The following is a 15638-nucleotide window of genomic DNA, read 5'->3' on the forward strand; positions in this document are numbered from 1 at the left end:
CACAATATTCTTTCACGGCTGCGAGTTTTGCCTGCACTGTATATTTACCCATGACGCCTCCAAAGGTTGCGTCCAACCTTCGGGGGTCATACCACTCCAGCGTGGGAATGCAGGTCTCGACGCTCTGCGTCGTCAAGAGGACGCAGAGCGTCCAGAAAGGCATGCGACGCGGAGCGCCGCACGATAATTGCGATGATCGCACGATAGTTGAGATGATCGTTCCGCACGCTCCAGCGTGGGAATGCAGTTCACGACGCTCTGCGTCTTCAAGAGGACGCGGAGCGTCCGGAACGGCATGCGACGCGGAGCGCCGCACGATAGTTGAGGTGATCGTTGCCAGTAACTGTTGCGCAGACATCAGACAGCGTAATCTGCCGGGTCTGACGTCAATCCTCCAGGAGGTCCCACATGTATTGGGCAGAATTTCTTACCGTTGCGCTGATCCACCTGCTGGCCGTCGCCAGCCCCGGTCCGGACTTCGCGGTGGTGGTGCGCGAAAGCGTCACGCATGGGCGCAAGGCCGGTACCTGGTCAGCGCTTGGTGTCGGCTCGGCTATTTTTCTCCATGTGGGCTATTCACTGCTGGGTATCGGGATTATCGTTTCCCAGTCCATCGTGCTGTTCAACGCGCTGAAATGGGCGGCAGCCGCGTACCTGCTGTACATCGGTATCAAGGCCCTGCGTGCCAGACCGGCTGCGGCGACGGGCGATGCCGCCATCAAGGCGATCCCGGGCGAGCGCACAGCAAAGAGTGCCTACATCAGCGGCTTCGTCACCAACGGCCTTAACCCCAAGGCCACGCTGTTTTTCCTCTCGCTGTTCACCGTAGTGATCAATCCGCACACGCCGCTGCTGGTGCAGGGCGGTTATGGGGTCTACCTCGCAGTGGCGACGGCCGCGTGGTTCTGCCTGGTGGCGCGGCTGTTCAGCCAGGCGCGGGTACGCGCGGGTTTTGCGCGCATGGGCCACTGGTTCGATCGGGCCATGGGCGGAGTGCTGGTCGCGCTGGGTATCAAACTGGCGTTCACTGAAGTGCACTGAAGCCTGCATTCAACAACGCTTTTGCCGAGCGTATACCGAGTATGAGTGCCTCTTTCAGGCAGCGAGAGGCGCTTCGAAAAAACATCCCTTTTACTGATTTCACTGGCAGGCGAGGGCTCTAGAGTCCATATTTCCAGCTCCGCCTGTGGACTTTGAAAAGGGACTCATATGTTACAGACTCGCGTTCTTGCGCCCGCCGATGGCGCTTACCAGTACCCTCTGTTGATCAAGCGCCTGCTGTCGTCCGGCAGTCGTTATGAAAAGACGCGTGAAATTATTTACCGCGACTCCGTTCGCTACACCTACCCGACCCTCAGCGAGCGCATCTGCCGCCTGGCTAACGTACTGACGGCGGCAGGCGTGAAAGCTGGCGACACCGTGGCGGTCATGGACTGGGACAGCCATCGCTATCTGGAATGCATGTTCGCCATCCCGATGATTGGCGCAGTGATCCACACCGTCAATGTGCGGCTATCGCCCGAGCAGATCGCCTACACCATCAATCATGCCGATGACCGGCTGGTGCTGATCAACAGCGAATTCACGGGCCTGTATCAGGCGATGTCCGGACATTTGACTACCGTTGAAAAGACCCTGTTGCTGACGGACCTGCCCGACAAGACCGCCGACCTGCCAAACCTCGTCGGCGAGTACGAGACCCTGCTGGCGGCAGCCAGCCCCGAGTACGCTTTCGAGGATTTCGACGAGAACTCGGTCGCGACCACGTTTTACACCACAGGCACCACGGGCAACCCCAAAGGCGTCTATTTCACCCATCGCCAGTTGGTGCTGCACACCATGGGCGTGGCGGCCATCCTGGGATGCGTCGAAAGTCCGCGGCAGTTGGGCAACGATGACGTCTATATGCCAATCACTCCGATGTTCCATGTGCATGCCTGGGGCATTCCCTATGTAGCGACCATGCTGGGCCTGAAACAGGTGTACCCCGGCCGCTACGAGCCCGAGTTGCTGGTAGAGCTTTGGCGCAAGGAGAAAGTGACCTTCTCGCATTGCGTGCCGACCATCCTGCAAATGCTGCTCAACGCCAAGTCTGCTCAGGATGCGGACTTTGGCGGCTGGAAAATCATCATTGGCGGCAGCTCGCTGAACCGCAGCCTGTATCAGGCTGCCAAGGCCAGAGGCATCCAGCTCAGCGCCGCGTATGGCATGTCTGAAACCGGGCCACTGATTTCTGTCGCGCACATCAACGACGAACTGAAGGCCAGCAGCGAAGACGAGCAGATTACCTACCGCATCAAGGCCGGTGTGCCTGGCATGCTGGTAGAAGCAGCCATCGTCGATCAGCAAGGCAACTTCCTTCCGGCCGATGGCGAAACCCAGGGTGAGCTGGTCCTGCGTGCGCCCTGGCTGACCGAAAGCTATTTCCGCGAGCCTGAGAAAGGTGCTGAGTTGTGGGCAGGCGGCTGGCTGCACACTGGCGATGTGGCAACGCTGGACGGTATGGGCTTCATCGATATTCGCGACCGTATCAAGGATGTGATCAAGACCGGCGGTGAATGGATTTCCTCGCTGGAGCTTGAAGACCTGTGCAGCCGGCATCCTGCTGTGCGCGAAGTAGCTGTGGTCGGTATCGCCGACCCGCAATGGGGTGAGCGGCCTTTTGCCTTGCTGGTGATTCGCGACGGCCAGCAGCTTGATGCCAAGGGCTTGAAGGAGCATCTCAAACCGTTCGTCGAGCAAGGTCACATCAACAAGTGGGCAATTCCCAGCCAGATCGCGCTTGTTACTGAAATTCCCAAGACCAGCGTCGGCAAGCTCGACAAGAAGCGCATGCGTCTGGACATTGTGGAATGGCAGAACAGCAACAGCACATTCCTTTCCACGCTGTGACACCTTCTTGTCTTTTCCCGCCCCNCGACTTGCCAAATTTCCAATTTAATCCATCCTCCCCGCCACAGGTTTTTTAGCGGCCTTCCGGAAACGGGCGGGCCAGAGGCGTTGGTCCTGCAAATCACACTTTAGAGGGATCTAGCGTCAGGGCGTGCTGGATATAGTCAGCACAGGGAATGAGCAAGAGCGGAGCTGGCTGTGTGTAGTGATTCGAAGACAGAGTCGTTTTTGGATTTCCCCACTGCCATAACAATAAAACACAAGGAGTAGCGTCGATGACAAGCATATCCCCATTCTGGCGTCGGGCCAGGCTGCCTCTGGCCGTCAGCCTTGCTTCCTCGCTCGCCGGCCCGGCCTTTGGCGTGACCTTCAACGTCGGTGAGATCGAAGGCAGTTTCGACTCATCGCTGTCGGTAGGTGCCAGTTGGTCGACTGCAAACCCCAATAAAAACCTGATCGGTGCCAACAATGGCGGGCGTGGTCTGTCGCAGACCTCCGATGACGGCCATTTGAACTTCAAGCGTGGGGAAACGTTTTCGAAGATTTTCAAGGGCATCCATGACCTGGAACTCAAGTACGGCGATACCGGCGTGTTCCTGCGTGGCAAATACTGGTACGACTTTGAACTCAAGGATGAAAACCGCGAGTTCAAGGACATCAGCGACTCGGGCCGCAAAGAGGGCGCCAAGTCGTCCGGGTTCCAGTTGCTGGATGCGTTTGTGTACCACAACTATTCGATTGCCGATCAGCCGGGTGCGGTGCGCTTCGGCAAGCAGGTTATCAGTTGGGGTGAAAGCACCTTCATTCAGGGCGGCATCAACAGCGTCAACCCGGTCGATGTCTCGGCCTTTCGGCGTCCAGGCTCTGAAATCAAGGAAGGCCTGATCCCGGTCAACATGTTCTACCTGTCGCAAAGCCTGACCGACAACCTGTCTGCCGAGGGCTTCTACCAGCTGGAGTGGGACCAGACTGTCGTCGACAACTGCGGCACCTTCTTCTCGCAGCCGGACGTGATCGCCGATGGCTGCAACAACAACCTCGCGGTATTGCGCAGCCGCAGCGGCCTGAACAGTTCGCTGACGGCTGCCGGTTTGCCAGCAGGCGCACGCGGCGCGGTGTTCAACTCGTTGTCGCAGCAGGGCGTAGTGTTCGGTAACCCGGATGAGGGCGCTGTGGTGCGCCGTGGGCCTGACCGCGATGCGCGTGACAGTGGCCAGTTCGGCTTTGCCTTGCGTTACAACTTCGAGCCGCTGGATACCGAGTTCGGTGCGTACATGATGAATTACCACAGCCGTGCGCCGATCTTCAGCGGACGCGGCGGCTCGGCTGCTTCGTTCAGCCCTCAAGGCCTGGTGGGCTCGCTGGTCCGTAACGGTATACCGGCAGCAACGGCGACGCGACTCGCACCCACGCTACTGCCGGTTGTCGTGGCAGGCAACTCCAGTTACTACGTCGAATACCCGGAAGACATCCGTCTGTACGGTCTGAGCTTCTCGACCACCTTGCCTACCGGCACCGCGTGGAGCGGCGAGATCAGCTACCGCCCGAATGCACCGATTCAGGTCAACACCACCGACATCCTGTATTCGGGTATTTCGCCGCTCAACCCCAACGTTTCGCTGCTGAGCGGGCAGCCCAATACCGATCAGCCCGGTTATCGCCGCAAGGAAATCACTCAGTTGCAAACCACGTTCACCCAGTTCTTCGACCAGGTCATGGGCGCAGAGCGTCTGACGGTGGTCGGTGAAGTGGGCTGGACCCACGTGGGTGGCCTGGAAAGCACTTCCAAAATTCGCTACGGCCGTGACCCTGTGTACGGTCCTGGCCCGCTGCCTGGCGGCCAATGCGCGACGCTCAACGCAGGCACGCTGAACGGTGCCGAGCAGAACAACCTGACCCGTTATTGCGAAGACGACGGCTTTACCACGGCCAACTCCTGGGGCTACCGCGCCCGTGCCATCTGGGATTACAACAGTGTGTTTGCCGGGGTCAACCTCAAGCCGAGCGTGGCTTGGTCGCACGACGTCAAAGGCTATTCGCCGGGCCCTGGCGGCAACTTCGAAGAGGGACGCAAGGCCGTCAGCCTGGGGCTCGATGCCGAGTACCAGAACACCTACACCGCGAACCTTTCCTATACCAACTTCTTTGATGGCAAATACACCACGGTTGATGACCGGGATTTCGTGGCGCTCAGCTTTGGCATGAACTTCTAAGAGCATGGTTTTCAGGATGACGATGAATATGAAAATAACAAAAAGTCTGTTGCAAGCCGGGGTTCTGGGCATGTCGTTGCTGGCGACCAGCGTGATGGCGGCGGTCTCCGCCTCCGAAGCGGCAAAGCTGGGTACCTCGCTGACGCCGATGGGCGCTGAAAAGGCTGGCAATGCGGCCAACACCATCCCTGCCTGGAGCCCGCTGCCGAAAAATGCCGGAGCGGTGGACAGCAAAGGGTTCCTCGCCAACCCGTATGCCAGCGAAAAGCCGTTGTTTACCATCACCGCGGCCAATGTAGAGCAGTACAAGGACAAACTCGCACCGGGCCAGTACGCGATGTTCAAACGTTATCCGGACAGCTACCGGATTCCGGTCTACCCGACCCATCGCGGTGCCACCGTGCCGGATGAGGTGTTTGCCGCCATCAAAAAGAACGCGACGACCACCAAACTGGTCGGTGGCGGCAGCGGTCTGGAAAACTTCGATACGGCCATCCCGTTTCCGATCCCGGCCAGTGGCGTCGAGGTTATCTGGAACCACATCACCCGTTACCGGGGCGGCAGCGTCAAGCGTCTGGTTACCCAGGCCACGCCACAGCCCAATGGCTCGTACAGCCTGGTGTATTTCTCCGATCAATTCGTATTTCGCGACAAGATGAGGGATTTCGATCCGAAAAACCCGGGCAACATCCTGTTCTACTTCAAACAGGAGGTGACCGCCCCAGCACGTCTGGCGGGCGGTGTGCTGCTGGTGCATGAAACCCTGGATCAGGTCGCCGAACCGCGCTCGGCATGGCTGTATAACGCCGGTCAGCGCCGTGTAAGGCGTGCGCCGCAGGTTTCGTATGACGGGCCGGGCACCGCGTCGGATGGTCTGCGTACTTCCGACAACCTGGACATGTACAACGGCGCGCCTGATCGCTATGACTGGAAACTGATCGGCAAGCAGGAAATGTACATCGCTTCCAACAGCCACAAGCTGGACGATCCGACGCTCAAGTACGCTGACATCATCAAGGCTGGCCATATCAACCAGGACTTGACCCGCTATGAGCTGCGTCGCGTCTGGCACGTGACCGCCACCCTCAAGGAAGGTCAGCGTCATATCTACGCCAAGCGTGACTTCTTCATCGACGAAGACACCTGGCAGGCCGCCGTTATCGACCACTATGACGGCCGTGGCCAGCTGTGGCGCGTTGCCGAGGCACACTCGGAAAACTACTACGACAAACAAGTGCCTTGGTACGCGATTGAAACCCTGCACGACCTGCAATCCGGTCGCTACGTGGCACTGGGCATGAAAAACGAAGAGAAGAAGGCGTATGAGTTCGGCTTCACTGCCGGCACCAGCGACTTCACCCCCAACGCGCTGCGTCAGGAAGGGGTTCGTTGATACCTGACCGATACACGCTGTAAATCAATGTCTTGGTCATGTGCTTGAAAAGCCCCTTTAATGGGGCTTTTTCACGTAGAGGACATGGTCTTATAAGCTGTAGGAATTTTGTTACAGTCTTTTCCGTGATGACCTTTCAAAAGAGGCGATTTACCCGCTAGTCTCCGAACACCGCTATGCCGCAACAACGATTTTCACACGAGCCGGCCATGACTGATCTGTCCCGAATGCAAGGGTTCGCAGACAGCGCGATTCCTGCGTTGGAGGGGCGATTTTTTCGCCCGCCACTCCCTGAGGGTTACGTCCCTCGTTCCCGCCTGTGCCAACGCCTCGAGGACGGGCTGAGCGGCAGGTTGCTGCTGGTATGCGCCCCGGCCGGGTTTGGCAAGAGTTCGCTGGCCGTCGAGTTCTGTCAGGGCTTGCCGGACAAATGGCAGAACGTATGGCTGGGGCTGAGCGCGCGGGACAGCGACCCGGGTCGTTTTCTGGAGCGTTTGCTGGGCAGCCTGCAGCAGTTTTTCCCGCAACTGGGCACGCAGGCAATGAGCCTGCTGAAAATGCGTCAGCGCCATCAGCCGTTCGCGTTCGAGGAATGGCTCGACGGTCTGCTCGACGAACTGGCCATGCACCTGATGCTGAGCAAACCGCTGCTGTTGGTGCTGGATGATTATCATCTGGCCCAAGGCCCGGTGCTTGACCGCTGCCTGCAGTTTTTTCTCAATCATTTGCCGGTTGGGCTGGTGGTCATGGTGACCAGCCGACAGCGCCCGGACTGGCACCTGGCACGCCTGCGTCTGACGCGCCAGTTGCTTGAAATCAACGAGCAGGATTTGCGCCTGACGCACGCGGAATCAATGGCAGTGCTGGACCGCCATAGCAGCTCGCTCGACAGTGAGGTGCTGCAAAACCTGATTCAGCGTAGCGAAGGCTGGGTGGCCGGGTTGCGATTCTGGTTGCTGGCAGCGTCTGAAGCGGGTGATGAAAGCGCCTTTTCGCAGGCGCTGCGCGGCAGTGAGGTGCTGATTCGCGAGTACCTGCTTGAAGAGGTGATCGACTGCCTGCCGACCGATGTTCAGGCGTTTCTTTATGACACTGCGTGTCTTGAGCGTTTTTGCGCCGGGCTGTGCGACGCCGCGCGGGACAGCCATGACAGCGTCGAGATGATCCGTTATCTACAGGCGCATCAGGTCTTTTTGGTGCCGCTGGACGAGCAGGGCCGCTGGTTTCGCTATCATCATCTGTTTTCCGATCTGTTGCGCGCGCGTCAGGCTGGCGGCGCGCAACCGACCCGGCTGCACCTTAACGCCTGTCGCTGGTTCAGCACTCAGGGCCAGCTGGATGAAGCGGTGGAACAGGCATTGCGCGCCGGGCATCTGGATGTGGCCGCCAATCTGGTGCAGAGCCTCTCTGAAGAGCAATTGCTGGCCGAGCAGAATGTCGGCATGTTGCTGCGCTGGAAGATGGACTTGCCGGATGATCTGTTGACCAGCACGCCACGCTTGATTGTGCTCTACGCCTGGGCGCTGGGGCTGGCCTGCCAGCTGGACGCCGCCGAGGAACTGGCCAATCAATTGAGCCGGTTCCTGCCAGCGCCCTCGGCGACTGCGCAAAAATCCATGCTCGCGCAGTGGCTGGCGCTCAGCGGCATCATCGCGCGTGGCCGTGGAGACAGTGAAAAGACCGAACGCTATTGCACTGAAGCCCTGCTGACCTTGCCGGAAAAACGCTATGGCCAACGGCTTGTCTGCCTGTCGACGCTGGCCAACCTTGCGGTTGCCAATGGTGATCTGTGGCGCGCCCGCGTGTTGAATCGTGATGCGCTGGAGCTGGCACAGCGGGTTGCCAATCCACTGTTCGAAGCGCTGGCGCATTACGATCGCGCCAGGGTCTTGCAGGCTCGAGGCGAAATTCTGCGTGCGCTTGATGAAGTACGCCGGGGGCAGCAGCGCCTCAAAGGGTTGTCCACCGTGCGCTTGTACGCAGTTCGCGCGCGCCTGACGCTGTATGAAGGCTATTTGCTGACCCTGCGCCTGCAAGTGGACCAAGGGCGGGTTTTATTGCTGGCCGGGCTGGCCGAAGCGCGCGCCTGTCGCGACATCAGTGTGCTGATCGGCCACTGCGTGATTGCCACCATGGAGGGCTGCGCCGGTCGGTTTGCCGAAGCTTTCGCCGAACTTGCCGAGGTCGAACGTTTGATGCACATCTGGGATGTGCCACCGATCTACTATCTGGCGATGGTGACTCTGGTGAAATGCGAATTGTGGCTGCTGCAAGGGCGCATGGACCTCGCCGAAGCCTGGTTGTTGCGCCTGACTCAGGCCTACAACGGCGAGCCGGGCGCTGCGGCCCCCGAGTGTCATCCGCAACTGCCACAACACATCGAATTGCAGCGTGCGGTGCTGGATCGACTGCAGGGTGATGATGTTGCCAGCGAGCAACGTTTGCAGGCGCTGGAGCGGCATGCCCGGGAGGTGGGCGCGCCACTGCTCGGGCTTATCGCGATGACTCAGCAGATAGGTCTGCTGCTGAGCCAGACGCGTCGCGACGAAGCGCGAGAGCTGCTGCTGCGCAGCCTGCAGCCAGCGGCCGGAGGGGCTCTGATCCCCTTCAAAACGCTACTGGGCGAGCACTCCCAGTGGCTGCATGAGCAACTGCTGCAACTGCCGTCCTGCAAGGTTCGCGAGGCCTTGCTGGAAGAGCTCCCGGCCTCCTGCACACCGACACCCGAGCCTGCGCATGACAGCGACTGCCTGAGTGTGCGTGAGCTGGGCGTACTGCATTTGATTGCACAGGGCTGTTCCAACCAGGAGATCAGCGAGCAACTGTTCATTTCCCTGCACACCGTCAAGACTCACGCCAGCCACATCAACAGCAAGCTAGGCGTCGAGCGGCGTACCCAGGCGGTGGCGAGGGCGAAGGTACTGGGCTTGCTGGGTTAGCCGGCAGGGCGACTCATCAACTGATCAGGCCGGGCTGCCCGCCCACAGCGTATCAACCTCTTCCATACCCCAGTCGGTCGGCGTTTCGATTTTGACGATCGCGTCCGGGTCGGCAAAACTGCCCAGATCGATGATCTGCGCGGCGAACGTCTTGCCGGTCCGCGCCGACATGAAGACCTTCACCCTCGGTTTCAGCAGCGACGCCTCACTTTGCTCGACCACAACGCCGAGACGCCCGCTTTCCAGACGCACCAGCGTACCGGTCGGGTATATGCCCACGGTCTTGACGAAGCTTTGAAACACCACATCATCAAAATGGCCTTTCCATGAAGCCATCTCGCGAATCGAATGGGCAACGCCCCAGCCCTTTTTGTAGGGGCGGTCGGAGGTAATGGCGTCATATACATCGCAGACTGCGGCCATGCGCGCAAAGATGCTGATCTGGTCGCCTTTCAGGCCGTGGGGATAGCCCGAGCCGTCGACCTTCTCATGGTGGTGCAAGCACACATCCATCACCGTCGCCGCCACGGGCTGATTTTCCTTGAGTATCTTCAGACCCAGTTCGGGGTGAGCCTTCATGATCTCGAATTCGTCATGGGTGAGGCGGCCCGGTTTATTGAGTACGTGCGGAGCAATCATCATTTTGCCGACATCGTGCATCAGCCCGGCCACACCCGCTTCGCGCACCTGATCATCAGGCAGGCCCATGCGTCTGGCGAGCGCGACCATCAACGCGCAGACCGCCACCGAATGCATGTAGGTGTACTCGTCGGACGTTTTCAAGCGTGACAGGCTGATCAGCGCATGCGGGTGGCGCAGGATCGAACTGGAGATTTCTTCCACCAGCAACTGCACGTTGTCGACATCCATCGCCTGGCCCATGCGGGCTTCGGTAAACATGGCCATGACGGCGTTTCTGGCTCTACCGCAAATGGCCCGGGCGCGCAGGACTTCCTTGTCCAGACTGGCTGGTGCGGTGTCATCTATGGAGGGTGCTGGTGCTGTTTGAGGTGCCTGTACACGGGTTTTTCCGGTTTCGATCCAGACTTCCCGGGTGCCCGATTGCTGGATGCGCTTGAGCACCTCGACGTCATCAAGCATGACTTCGACCAAGCCTATCCAGAATGGATCGTTGGTCCAGCGGCGACAGATTTTATGGATGTACATGCCAAGGGCAAGCTCAGCGACAGGGATTTTTTTCAGCATGCTTAGTCACCCGGGTGTGTTGGCACGGCAGGCAACGGGCAAGCGAAGAAAGCAGACGGCCAACTGCCAGATGAGGCCAGCAGAGTGCAAGGGCTACCGATCGACATGATTTCACCTCGTTGACTGCAAGGATCATCCTGATCTCAAGGTGCTAGTATAGGGCGCTGCCTGCGAAAAAATCTTGTCTATTTGTTGTGTCAGCAACCCGTCAGGCAGCCCGCAGTGCCCTGTGCAAAACAGGCGCAGTGTAGATTTCCTGACGCGTTCAAGTGCTGAAAAGCATCTTCAGGCAGCGGGTGCCGCACCTGGCAAGTGATGATACTGACGGGCAAAGTACACCAAGGCGTCTGACTCACCCTGATGCCTGATATCCAGCACTTGGCAAAAGAGAATGTCATGTGTGCCGACGCTGACGGATTGGGTCACCTTGCAGTCGAGGGCCAGTTTGGCGCTGTTCAGTATCGGCGCACCCGTCACTCCGCTTTCCCACTGGCCACCGTCAAAACGCTCCTGCTGTGAACGCTTGCCGCCGAACAGGTTGGAGAGGTCCTGCTGACCGTTGCCCAGTGTGTTGACGCACAACAGGCCGTTCTCGATGAAGGTTTCGTATACCGATGCGCTGCGATTGATACAAACCAGTAGCGTGGGAGGCTGGTCGGTCACGCTGCAAACCGCTGTCGCAGTAAAACCGGCGCGGCCGCCGGGGCCATCGGTGGTAATGACGTTGACGGCTGCAGCAAGGCTGGACATCGCATCGCGAAACGCCAGCTGGCTGACCGGGGCAGCAGGGAGGGTGGCAAGGGTTTCAGAGTCGGCATGCATGGTATGAGTCCTTTCAGGTCTGTGCGTTGAGAAAGTCGAGCAGGGTGCGTTGGAAGGGCAGTGGGTCGGTGATGTTCGAGGCGTGGCCGCCATATTCCAGCAACACCAGCCTGGCGTTGGGCAGTGCCTCGGCCAGATGTTGCGATTGTTGCCAGGGCACCAGCATGTCGTCGCGGTTGGCAATCAGCAGGGTCGGTGTCTGGATACGAGCCAGACTGGCCTCCACGTCGAAGGTTTGCAGTGCATGAATACGTCGCAGCAGGTTGTCGGTGTCGGGAAAATGCGCCAGCGCATGGGCCTCGTCATCGGCCAGCCGGGCACCGTTGGCGGCGATCCAGTCTGCCGGGTACAGAAACAGTGCCTGCGCTTGCACGTAGGCGTCCGGCCCGCTGTTCAACAACAGTTTTTTGCGCACTGAAAAGCAGCGCGCGCTGTGCGGGTTGGGGCTGCTCCACGCATTGATCAGCACCTGACTTTGCAACAATTCGGGGCGCAACAGCGCAATCTCCAGGCCCACCAGCCCGCCCAGCGCATGACCCATGAAATGGCAACGCTGGATATCGAGCGAGTCGAGCAGGGTCAGCAATTCCATGGCCATATGGCGGATCGAATAGTCTGCCGGCAAATCCGCAGGGCTGCGTCCAGTCCCGGCATGATCGTAGACCAGTACATCATGGTCGCGGGTCAGCGCAGCCAGGTCATCCGCCCAGTAACGGCTGGATCCGCCCAACCCGGAACTGAGCACCAACAGGGGCGCATCGGCATGCTGACATCGATGAATTTCATGAAACATGCACGTTCTCCGGGTGGGCTTCAGGTCGGTTTTTAAGTCAGTGCTCAGCCAATGTGGGCGATGCTGGCGATCTCGATCAGGGCCTCGGGTTTCACCAGGCCGCACTGGATGCAGTAACGGGCCGGTTTCTCGCCCGCGAAGTATTCGGCGTACACCTCGTTGACCTTGGCGTAATCGGCCCAGTCGCGAATCATGATCATGTTGAAGGTGACATTGTCCATTGTCCCGCCAGCGGTTTCGACCACGCTTTTGATGGTTTCCAGCACATGACGGGTCTGGGCGGTCGCATCGCCGACATGCACCACATTGTTGTCCTTGTCGAACGGCAGGGTGCCGGAAACGTAGAGCACGCCATCGGCCATTGAACCCGGCACAAATGGAGCAATGGGCTTGGTGGTGCCAGCGGGAATAATCGCTTTCTTGGTCATGCGTATGTCCTCACGAAGGTTGCCCGACAGGGCTGAAAGTGGTGCAGAAGTCATCGACACTGGAAACCCAGCCGAAGAAGGTTTCGATGTTGAACAGCGCGGCTTGCTGAGCGAATTCGGGGCCTGCCTGATGGGTTGCATCCGCCAGCACCACGCCGAAGTACTCCAGGTGGAAACCGTCACGCAGGGTGGATTCAACGCAGACGTTGGTGGCGATGCCGGTGAACACCAGATTGCGAATGCCGCGGCTGCGCAACACGCTGTCGAAACTGGAATTGAAGAAGCCGCTGTAACGGATTTTCGGCACCACAATGTCGCCAGGCTGTGGCTTGAGTTCATCGACCAGTTGATAGTCCCATCCGCCTTTGGCCAGCAGTTGCCCTTCGAGCTCCGGGCGCTTGCGCATGGTTTTCAGGGCATTGGACTTATGCCAGTTCGGCGAGCCGGGCCCTCCCGCCTCGACATAGGCCGGGTCCCAGCCATTCTGAAAAAAGATCACCGGGATGCCTGCTGCACGCGCTGCGGCACAGGCCTTGTTGATATTGGCGATAACCGGCCCGGTGCTGCTGACATCGAACCCCGCAAGGTCCAGATAACCCCCCAGCGATGCGTAGGCGTTCTGCATGTCGACGACCACCAGCGCTGTTTCGCCGGGTTTCATGCGCAGCGGCTCGGGACGGGCGGGCAGCACACGGGCGGGTTGCCCGTCCGGCAGGTCGACGCCTGCGACAGTTGCCGAAGCATTCATCAGACCACCTCCTTGAGCTGCGCGATGTGCTTGCGACTGGTCATCAGCGGCTGGATTTTCTCGCCGAAATCCTCGACGCCTTTCACGAAGTCATCGAAGGTCAGCATCACGCCCTGAGTCCCCGGCACACTGGCGACTTCATCGAGCATTCGCGCCACGGTGGCCCAAGAGCCGACCAGCGTGCCCATGTTGATGTTGACCGCCGAGGTCGGGTCGGCCATCTGCCGCAGGTTCGAACCGGCGCTCTTATCCGCCGAGCCCTTCTCGCTCAACCAGGCGATGGCCTCTTCGTCGGCACCGTCCTTGATGTGCTCCCAGCGAGCCCTTGCCGCTTCATCGGTATCGTCGGCGATGATCATGAACAGCACGCAGGAGGTAACGTTGCGGCCGGTCTTTTCGTTGGCTTCGATCAGTTTCTGTGCGGTGGGCGCAAACGCAGTAGGGGTGTTCAAGCCCTTGCCGAAGCAGAAGTTGTAATCGGCGTACTGCGCTGAGAAAGCCATGCCTGCTTCGCTTTGACCGGCGCAGATCAGCTTCATGTCGGCCTTTGGACGAGGGCTGACGCGGCAGTCCTGCATGCTGAAATGCTCGCCCTTGAAATCACTGCTGCCGGTGGCCCACAGGTCGCGCAGAACCTGGGCGTATTCGGCCAGGTATTCATAGCGGGTATGGAAGAACTCATCGCCGGGCCACAGGCCCATCTGCTCGTATTCGGGTTTCTGCCAGCCGGTGACCAGGTTGATCCCGAAGCGGCCATTGGAGATCGAATCGATGGTCGAGGCCATGCGTGCCGCGATGGCAGGTGGAATGGTCAGAGTGGCCACGGTGGCGAACAACTGGATCTTGCTGGTCACTGCCGCCAGCCCCGCCATCAGCGTGAAGGACTCCAGGTTGTGCTCCCAGAACTCTGTCTTGCCGCCGAAGCCGCGCAGTTTGATCATCGATAACGCAAAGTCGAAACCGTAGCCCTCGGCCGTCTGCACGATCTGTTTGTTCAGCTCGAAAGTCGGCATGTACTGCGGTGCGTTGCTGGAAATCAGCCAGCCGTTGTTGCCGATGGGGATGAAGATACCGATGTCCATATAAGGCCTCTCTGCGTTGGTAGATGCGTGCAAGAGCACTTGATTCATCTCTTAATTCGCCATTGCATTAAGCGGGCCAAAATTTTTATTGTTTTTATTCAATCGCTTAAAAATAAAACTCATTTTTTGCAGACCGTTTGGTCTAAATCAGAGCGCTTGGTTTGTGCAGGGCGCACGCAGATGGGGCAGAGCCGACCGGCTGGGTAACCCATATCGACAAAACAGCTTCGCCCGTTAAGATGCCCGCTCATTTCGGCATCACTGGATGGATGTGCGTGAACAAGAAACCTTCTGTGACGGAGCCCGCGAGCAAGCGCGGACGCAAGGTCAAGCCCGAAACCGTGGTCAAGACCACTCGCGAGCCCAGTGCTACTTCCCTGAAGCGGCGCATGCGCCTGATGGAAGGCAAGCGCACGCTGATTCTCGATGCGGCGCTGGAGATATTTTCCCGCTATGGCGTGCACGGCAGCAGCCTGGATCAGGTCGCGAGCCTGGCGGATGTTTCCAAGACCAACCTGCTGTATTACTTCAGCAGCAAGGATGATCTGTACCTCAACGTACTGCGTCAGTTGCTTGAAGTCTGGCTGAGCCCGCTGGTGCATTTCACTGCCGACAAGGAGCCGGTGCAGGCTATCGGTGCCTACATCAAGGCCAAGCTGGAAATGTCTCGCGATCACCCGGCCGAATCACGGCTGTTCTGTATGGAAGTGATGCAGGGCGCGCCGCTGATTCAGGGCGAGTTGCAGCACCCGTTGCGCGACACGGTGCAGGCCAAGGTGGCAGTCATTCAGCACTGGATCGACAATGGCCAGTTGGCCCCGATTAACCCGCACCATCTGATTTTCACCCTGTGGGCGACCACTCAGCATTACGCCGATTTCCGCACTCAGGTCGAGGCCGTGACCGGCAAGACGCTGGACGACCCGGTGTTTTTCGAAGAAGTGCTGGCGAGCCTGCGCAGCATGATCCTGGACGGCATCCTGCCGCGTACTGCCTGAAAAATTGCGCGGGCCCCGACACGCGCACCCTGGACGCGCAGCGAATGCAGGTCATGCACAAACCAAGTGCTCTGATTCAGACCATTTGATCTGTTCTGCGCGGTGAAATCGAGTCAGGCCGTTG

Annotated in this window: 12 protein-coding genes; 6 read left to right on the forward strand and 6 right to left on the reverse strand. The window is 59.2% G+C overall.

The features are described from left to right. Positions 1 to 408 precede the first annotated feature (408 nt). The 5 genes from AO277_RS22745 to AO277_RS22765 all read left to right on the forward strand — a co-directional run bounded on the left by AO277_RS22745 (position 409) and on the right by AO277_RS22765 (position 9437). A complete protein-coding gene (locus AO277_RS22745; RefSeq protein WP_002552186.1) occupies positions 409 to 1041 on the forward strand; it encodes a LysE family translocator in 633 nt (210 codons plus the stop codon). A 168-nt stretch (positions 1042 to 1209) separates the two neighbouring features. After that, positions 1210 to 2892 carry a fatty acid--CoA ligase gene (locus tag AO277_RS22750; RefSeq protein ID WP_044318853.1) on the forward strand — a complete coding sequence of 561 codons (1683 nt, stop codon included), beginning with the start codon at positions 1210 to 1212 and terminating at the stop codon, positions 2890 to 2892. A gap of 275 nt (positions 2893 to 3167) precedes the next feature. After that, positions 3168 to 5105, forward strand: a complete 1938-nt coding sequence (locus AO277_RS22755) for a DUF1302 domain-containing protein (protein WP_044318854.1) — start codon at positions 3168 to 3170, stop codon at positions 5103 to 5105. A 28-nt stretch (positions 5106 to 5133) separates the two neighbouring features. Beyond that, positions 5134 to 6498 carry a DUF1329 domain-containing protein gene (locus AO277_RS22760; RefSeq protein WP_044318855.1) on the forward strand — a complete coding sequence of 455 codons (1365 nt, stop codon included), beginning with the start codon at positions 5134 to 5136 and terminating at the stop codon, positions 6496 to 6498. Positions 6499 to 6707: 209 nt separating this feature from the next. Further along, positions 6708 to 9437 (forward strand): winged helix-turn-helix domain-containing protein, encoded by a 2730-nt coding sequence (locus AO277_RS22765; protein WP_044318866.1) that lies wholly within the window; start codon positions 6708 to 6710, stop codon positions 9435 to 9437. 24 nt (positions 9438 to 9461) lie between these two features. On the opposite strand, the gene AO277_RS22770 is transcribed toward AO277_RS22765, so the two are convergent. The 6 genes from AO277_RS22770 to rutA form a co-directional block, all read right to left on the reverse strand. Next, positions 9462 to 10643, reverse strand: a complete 1182-nt coding sequence (locus tag AO277_RS22770; protein ID WP_005733226.1) for a cyclic di-GMP phosphodiesterase — start codon at positions 10641 to 10643, stop codon at positions 9462 to 9464. Between the two features lie 285 nt (positions 10644 to 10928). Continuing rightward, the gene (gene rutF / locus AO277_RS22775; protein ID WP_002552192.1) at positions 10929 to 11465 is read right to left on the reverse strand and encodes an NADH-dependent FMN reductase RutF; all 537 of its coding nucleotides are present in this window, start codon (positions 11463 to 11465) and stop codon (positions 10929 to 10931) included. Between the two features lie 13 nt (positions 11466 to 11478). Continuing rightward, the gene (gene rutD, locus AO277_RS22780; protein ID WP_002552193.1) at positions 11479 to 12258 is read right to left on the reverse strand and encodes a pyrimidine utilization protein D; all 780 of its coding nucleotides are present in this window, start codon (positions 12256 to 12258) and stop codon (positions 11479 to 11481) included. Positions 12259 to 12302: 44 nt separating this feature from the next. Further along, on the reverse strand, positions 12303 to 12686 hold the full coding sequence (gene rutC, locus AO277_RS22785) for a pyrimidine utilization protein C (protein ID WP_044318856.1): 384 nt from the start codon (positions 12684 to 12686) through the stop codon (positions 12303 to 12305). 10 nt (positions 12687 to 12696) lie between these two features. Then, positions 12697 to 13434, reverse strand: a complete 738-nt coding sequence (gene rutB, locus AO277_RS22790; RefSeq protein WP_002552195.1) for a pyrimidine utilization protein B — start codon at positions 13432 to 13434, stop codon at positions 12697 to 12699. Beyond that, positions 13434 to 14516, reverse strand: a complete 1083-nt coding sequence (gene rutA / locus AO277_RS22795; RefSeq protein WP_044318857.1) for a pyrimidine utilization protein A — start codon at positions 14514 to 14516, stop codon at positions 13434 to 13436. The genes rutB and rutA overlap by 1 nt, the downstream gene beginning before the upstream one ends. 269 nt (positions 14517 to 14785) lie before the next feature. Between rutA and rutR the strand changes: the two genes are divergently transcribed. Beyond that, entirely contained in the window at positions 14786 to 15514 is a 729-nt protein-coding gene (rutR, locus tag AO277_RS22800; RefSeq protein ID WP_044318858.1) for a pyrimidine utilization regulatory protein R, read from the forward strand. The last annotated feature ends 124 nt before the right edge of the window (positions 15515 to 15638 follow it).

The sequence above is a fragment of the Pseudomonas amygdali genome (assembly GCF_002699855.1).
GTDB classification, from domain to species: Bacteria; Pseudomonadota; Gammaproteobacteria; order Pseudomonadales; family Pseudomonadaceae; genus Aquipseudomonas; species Aquipseudomonas amygdali.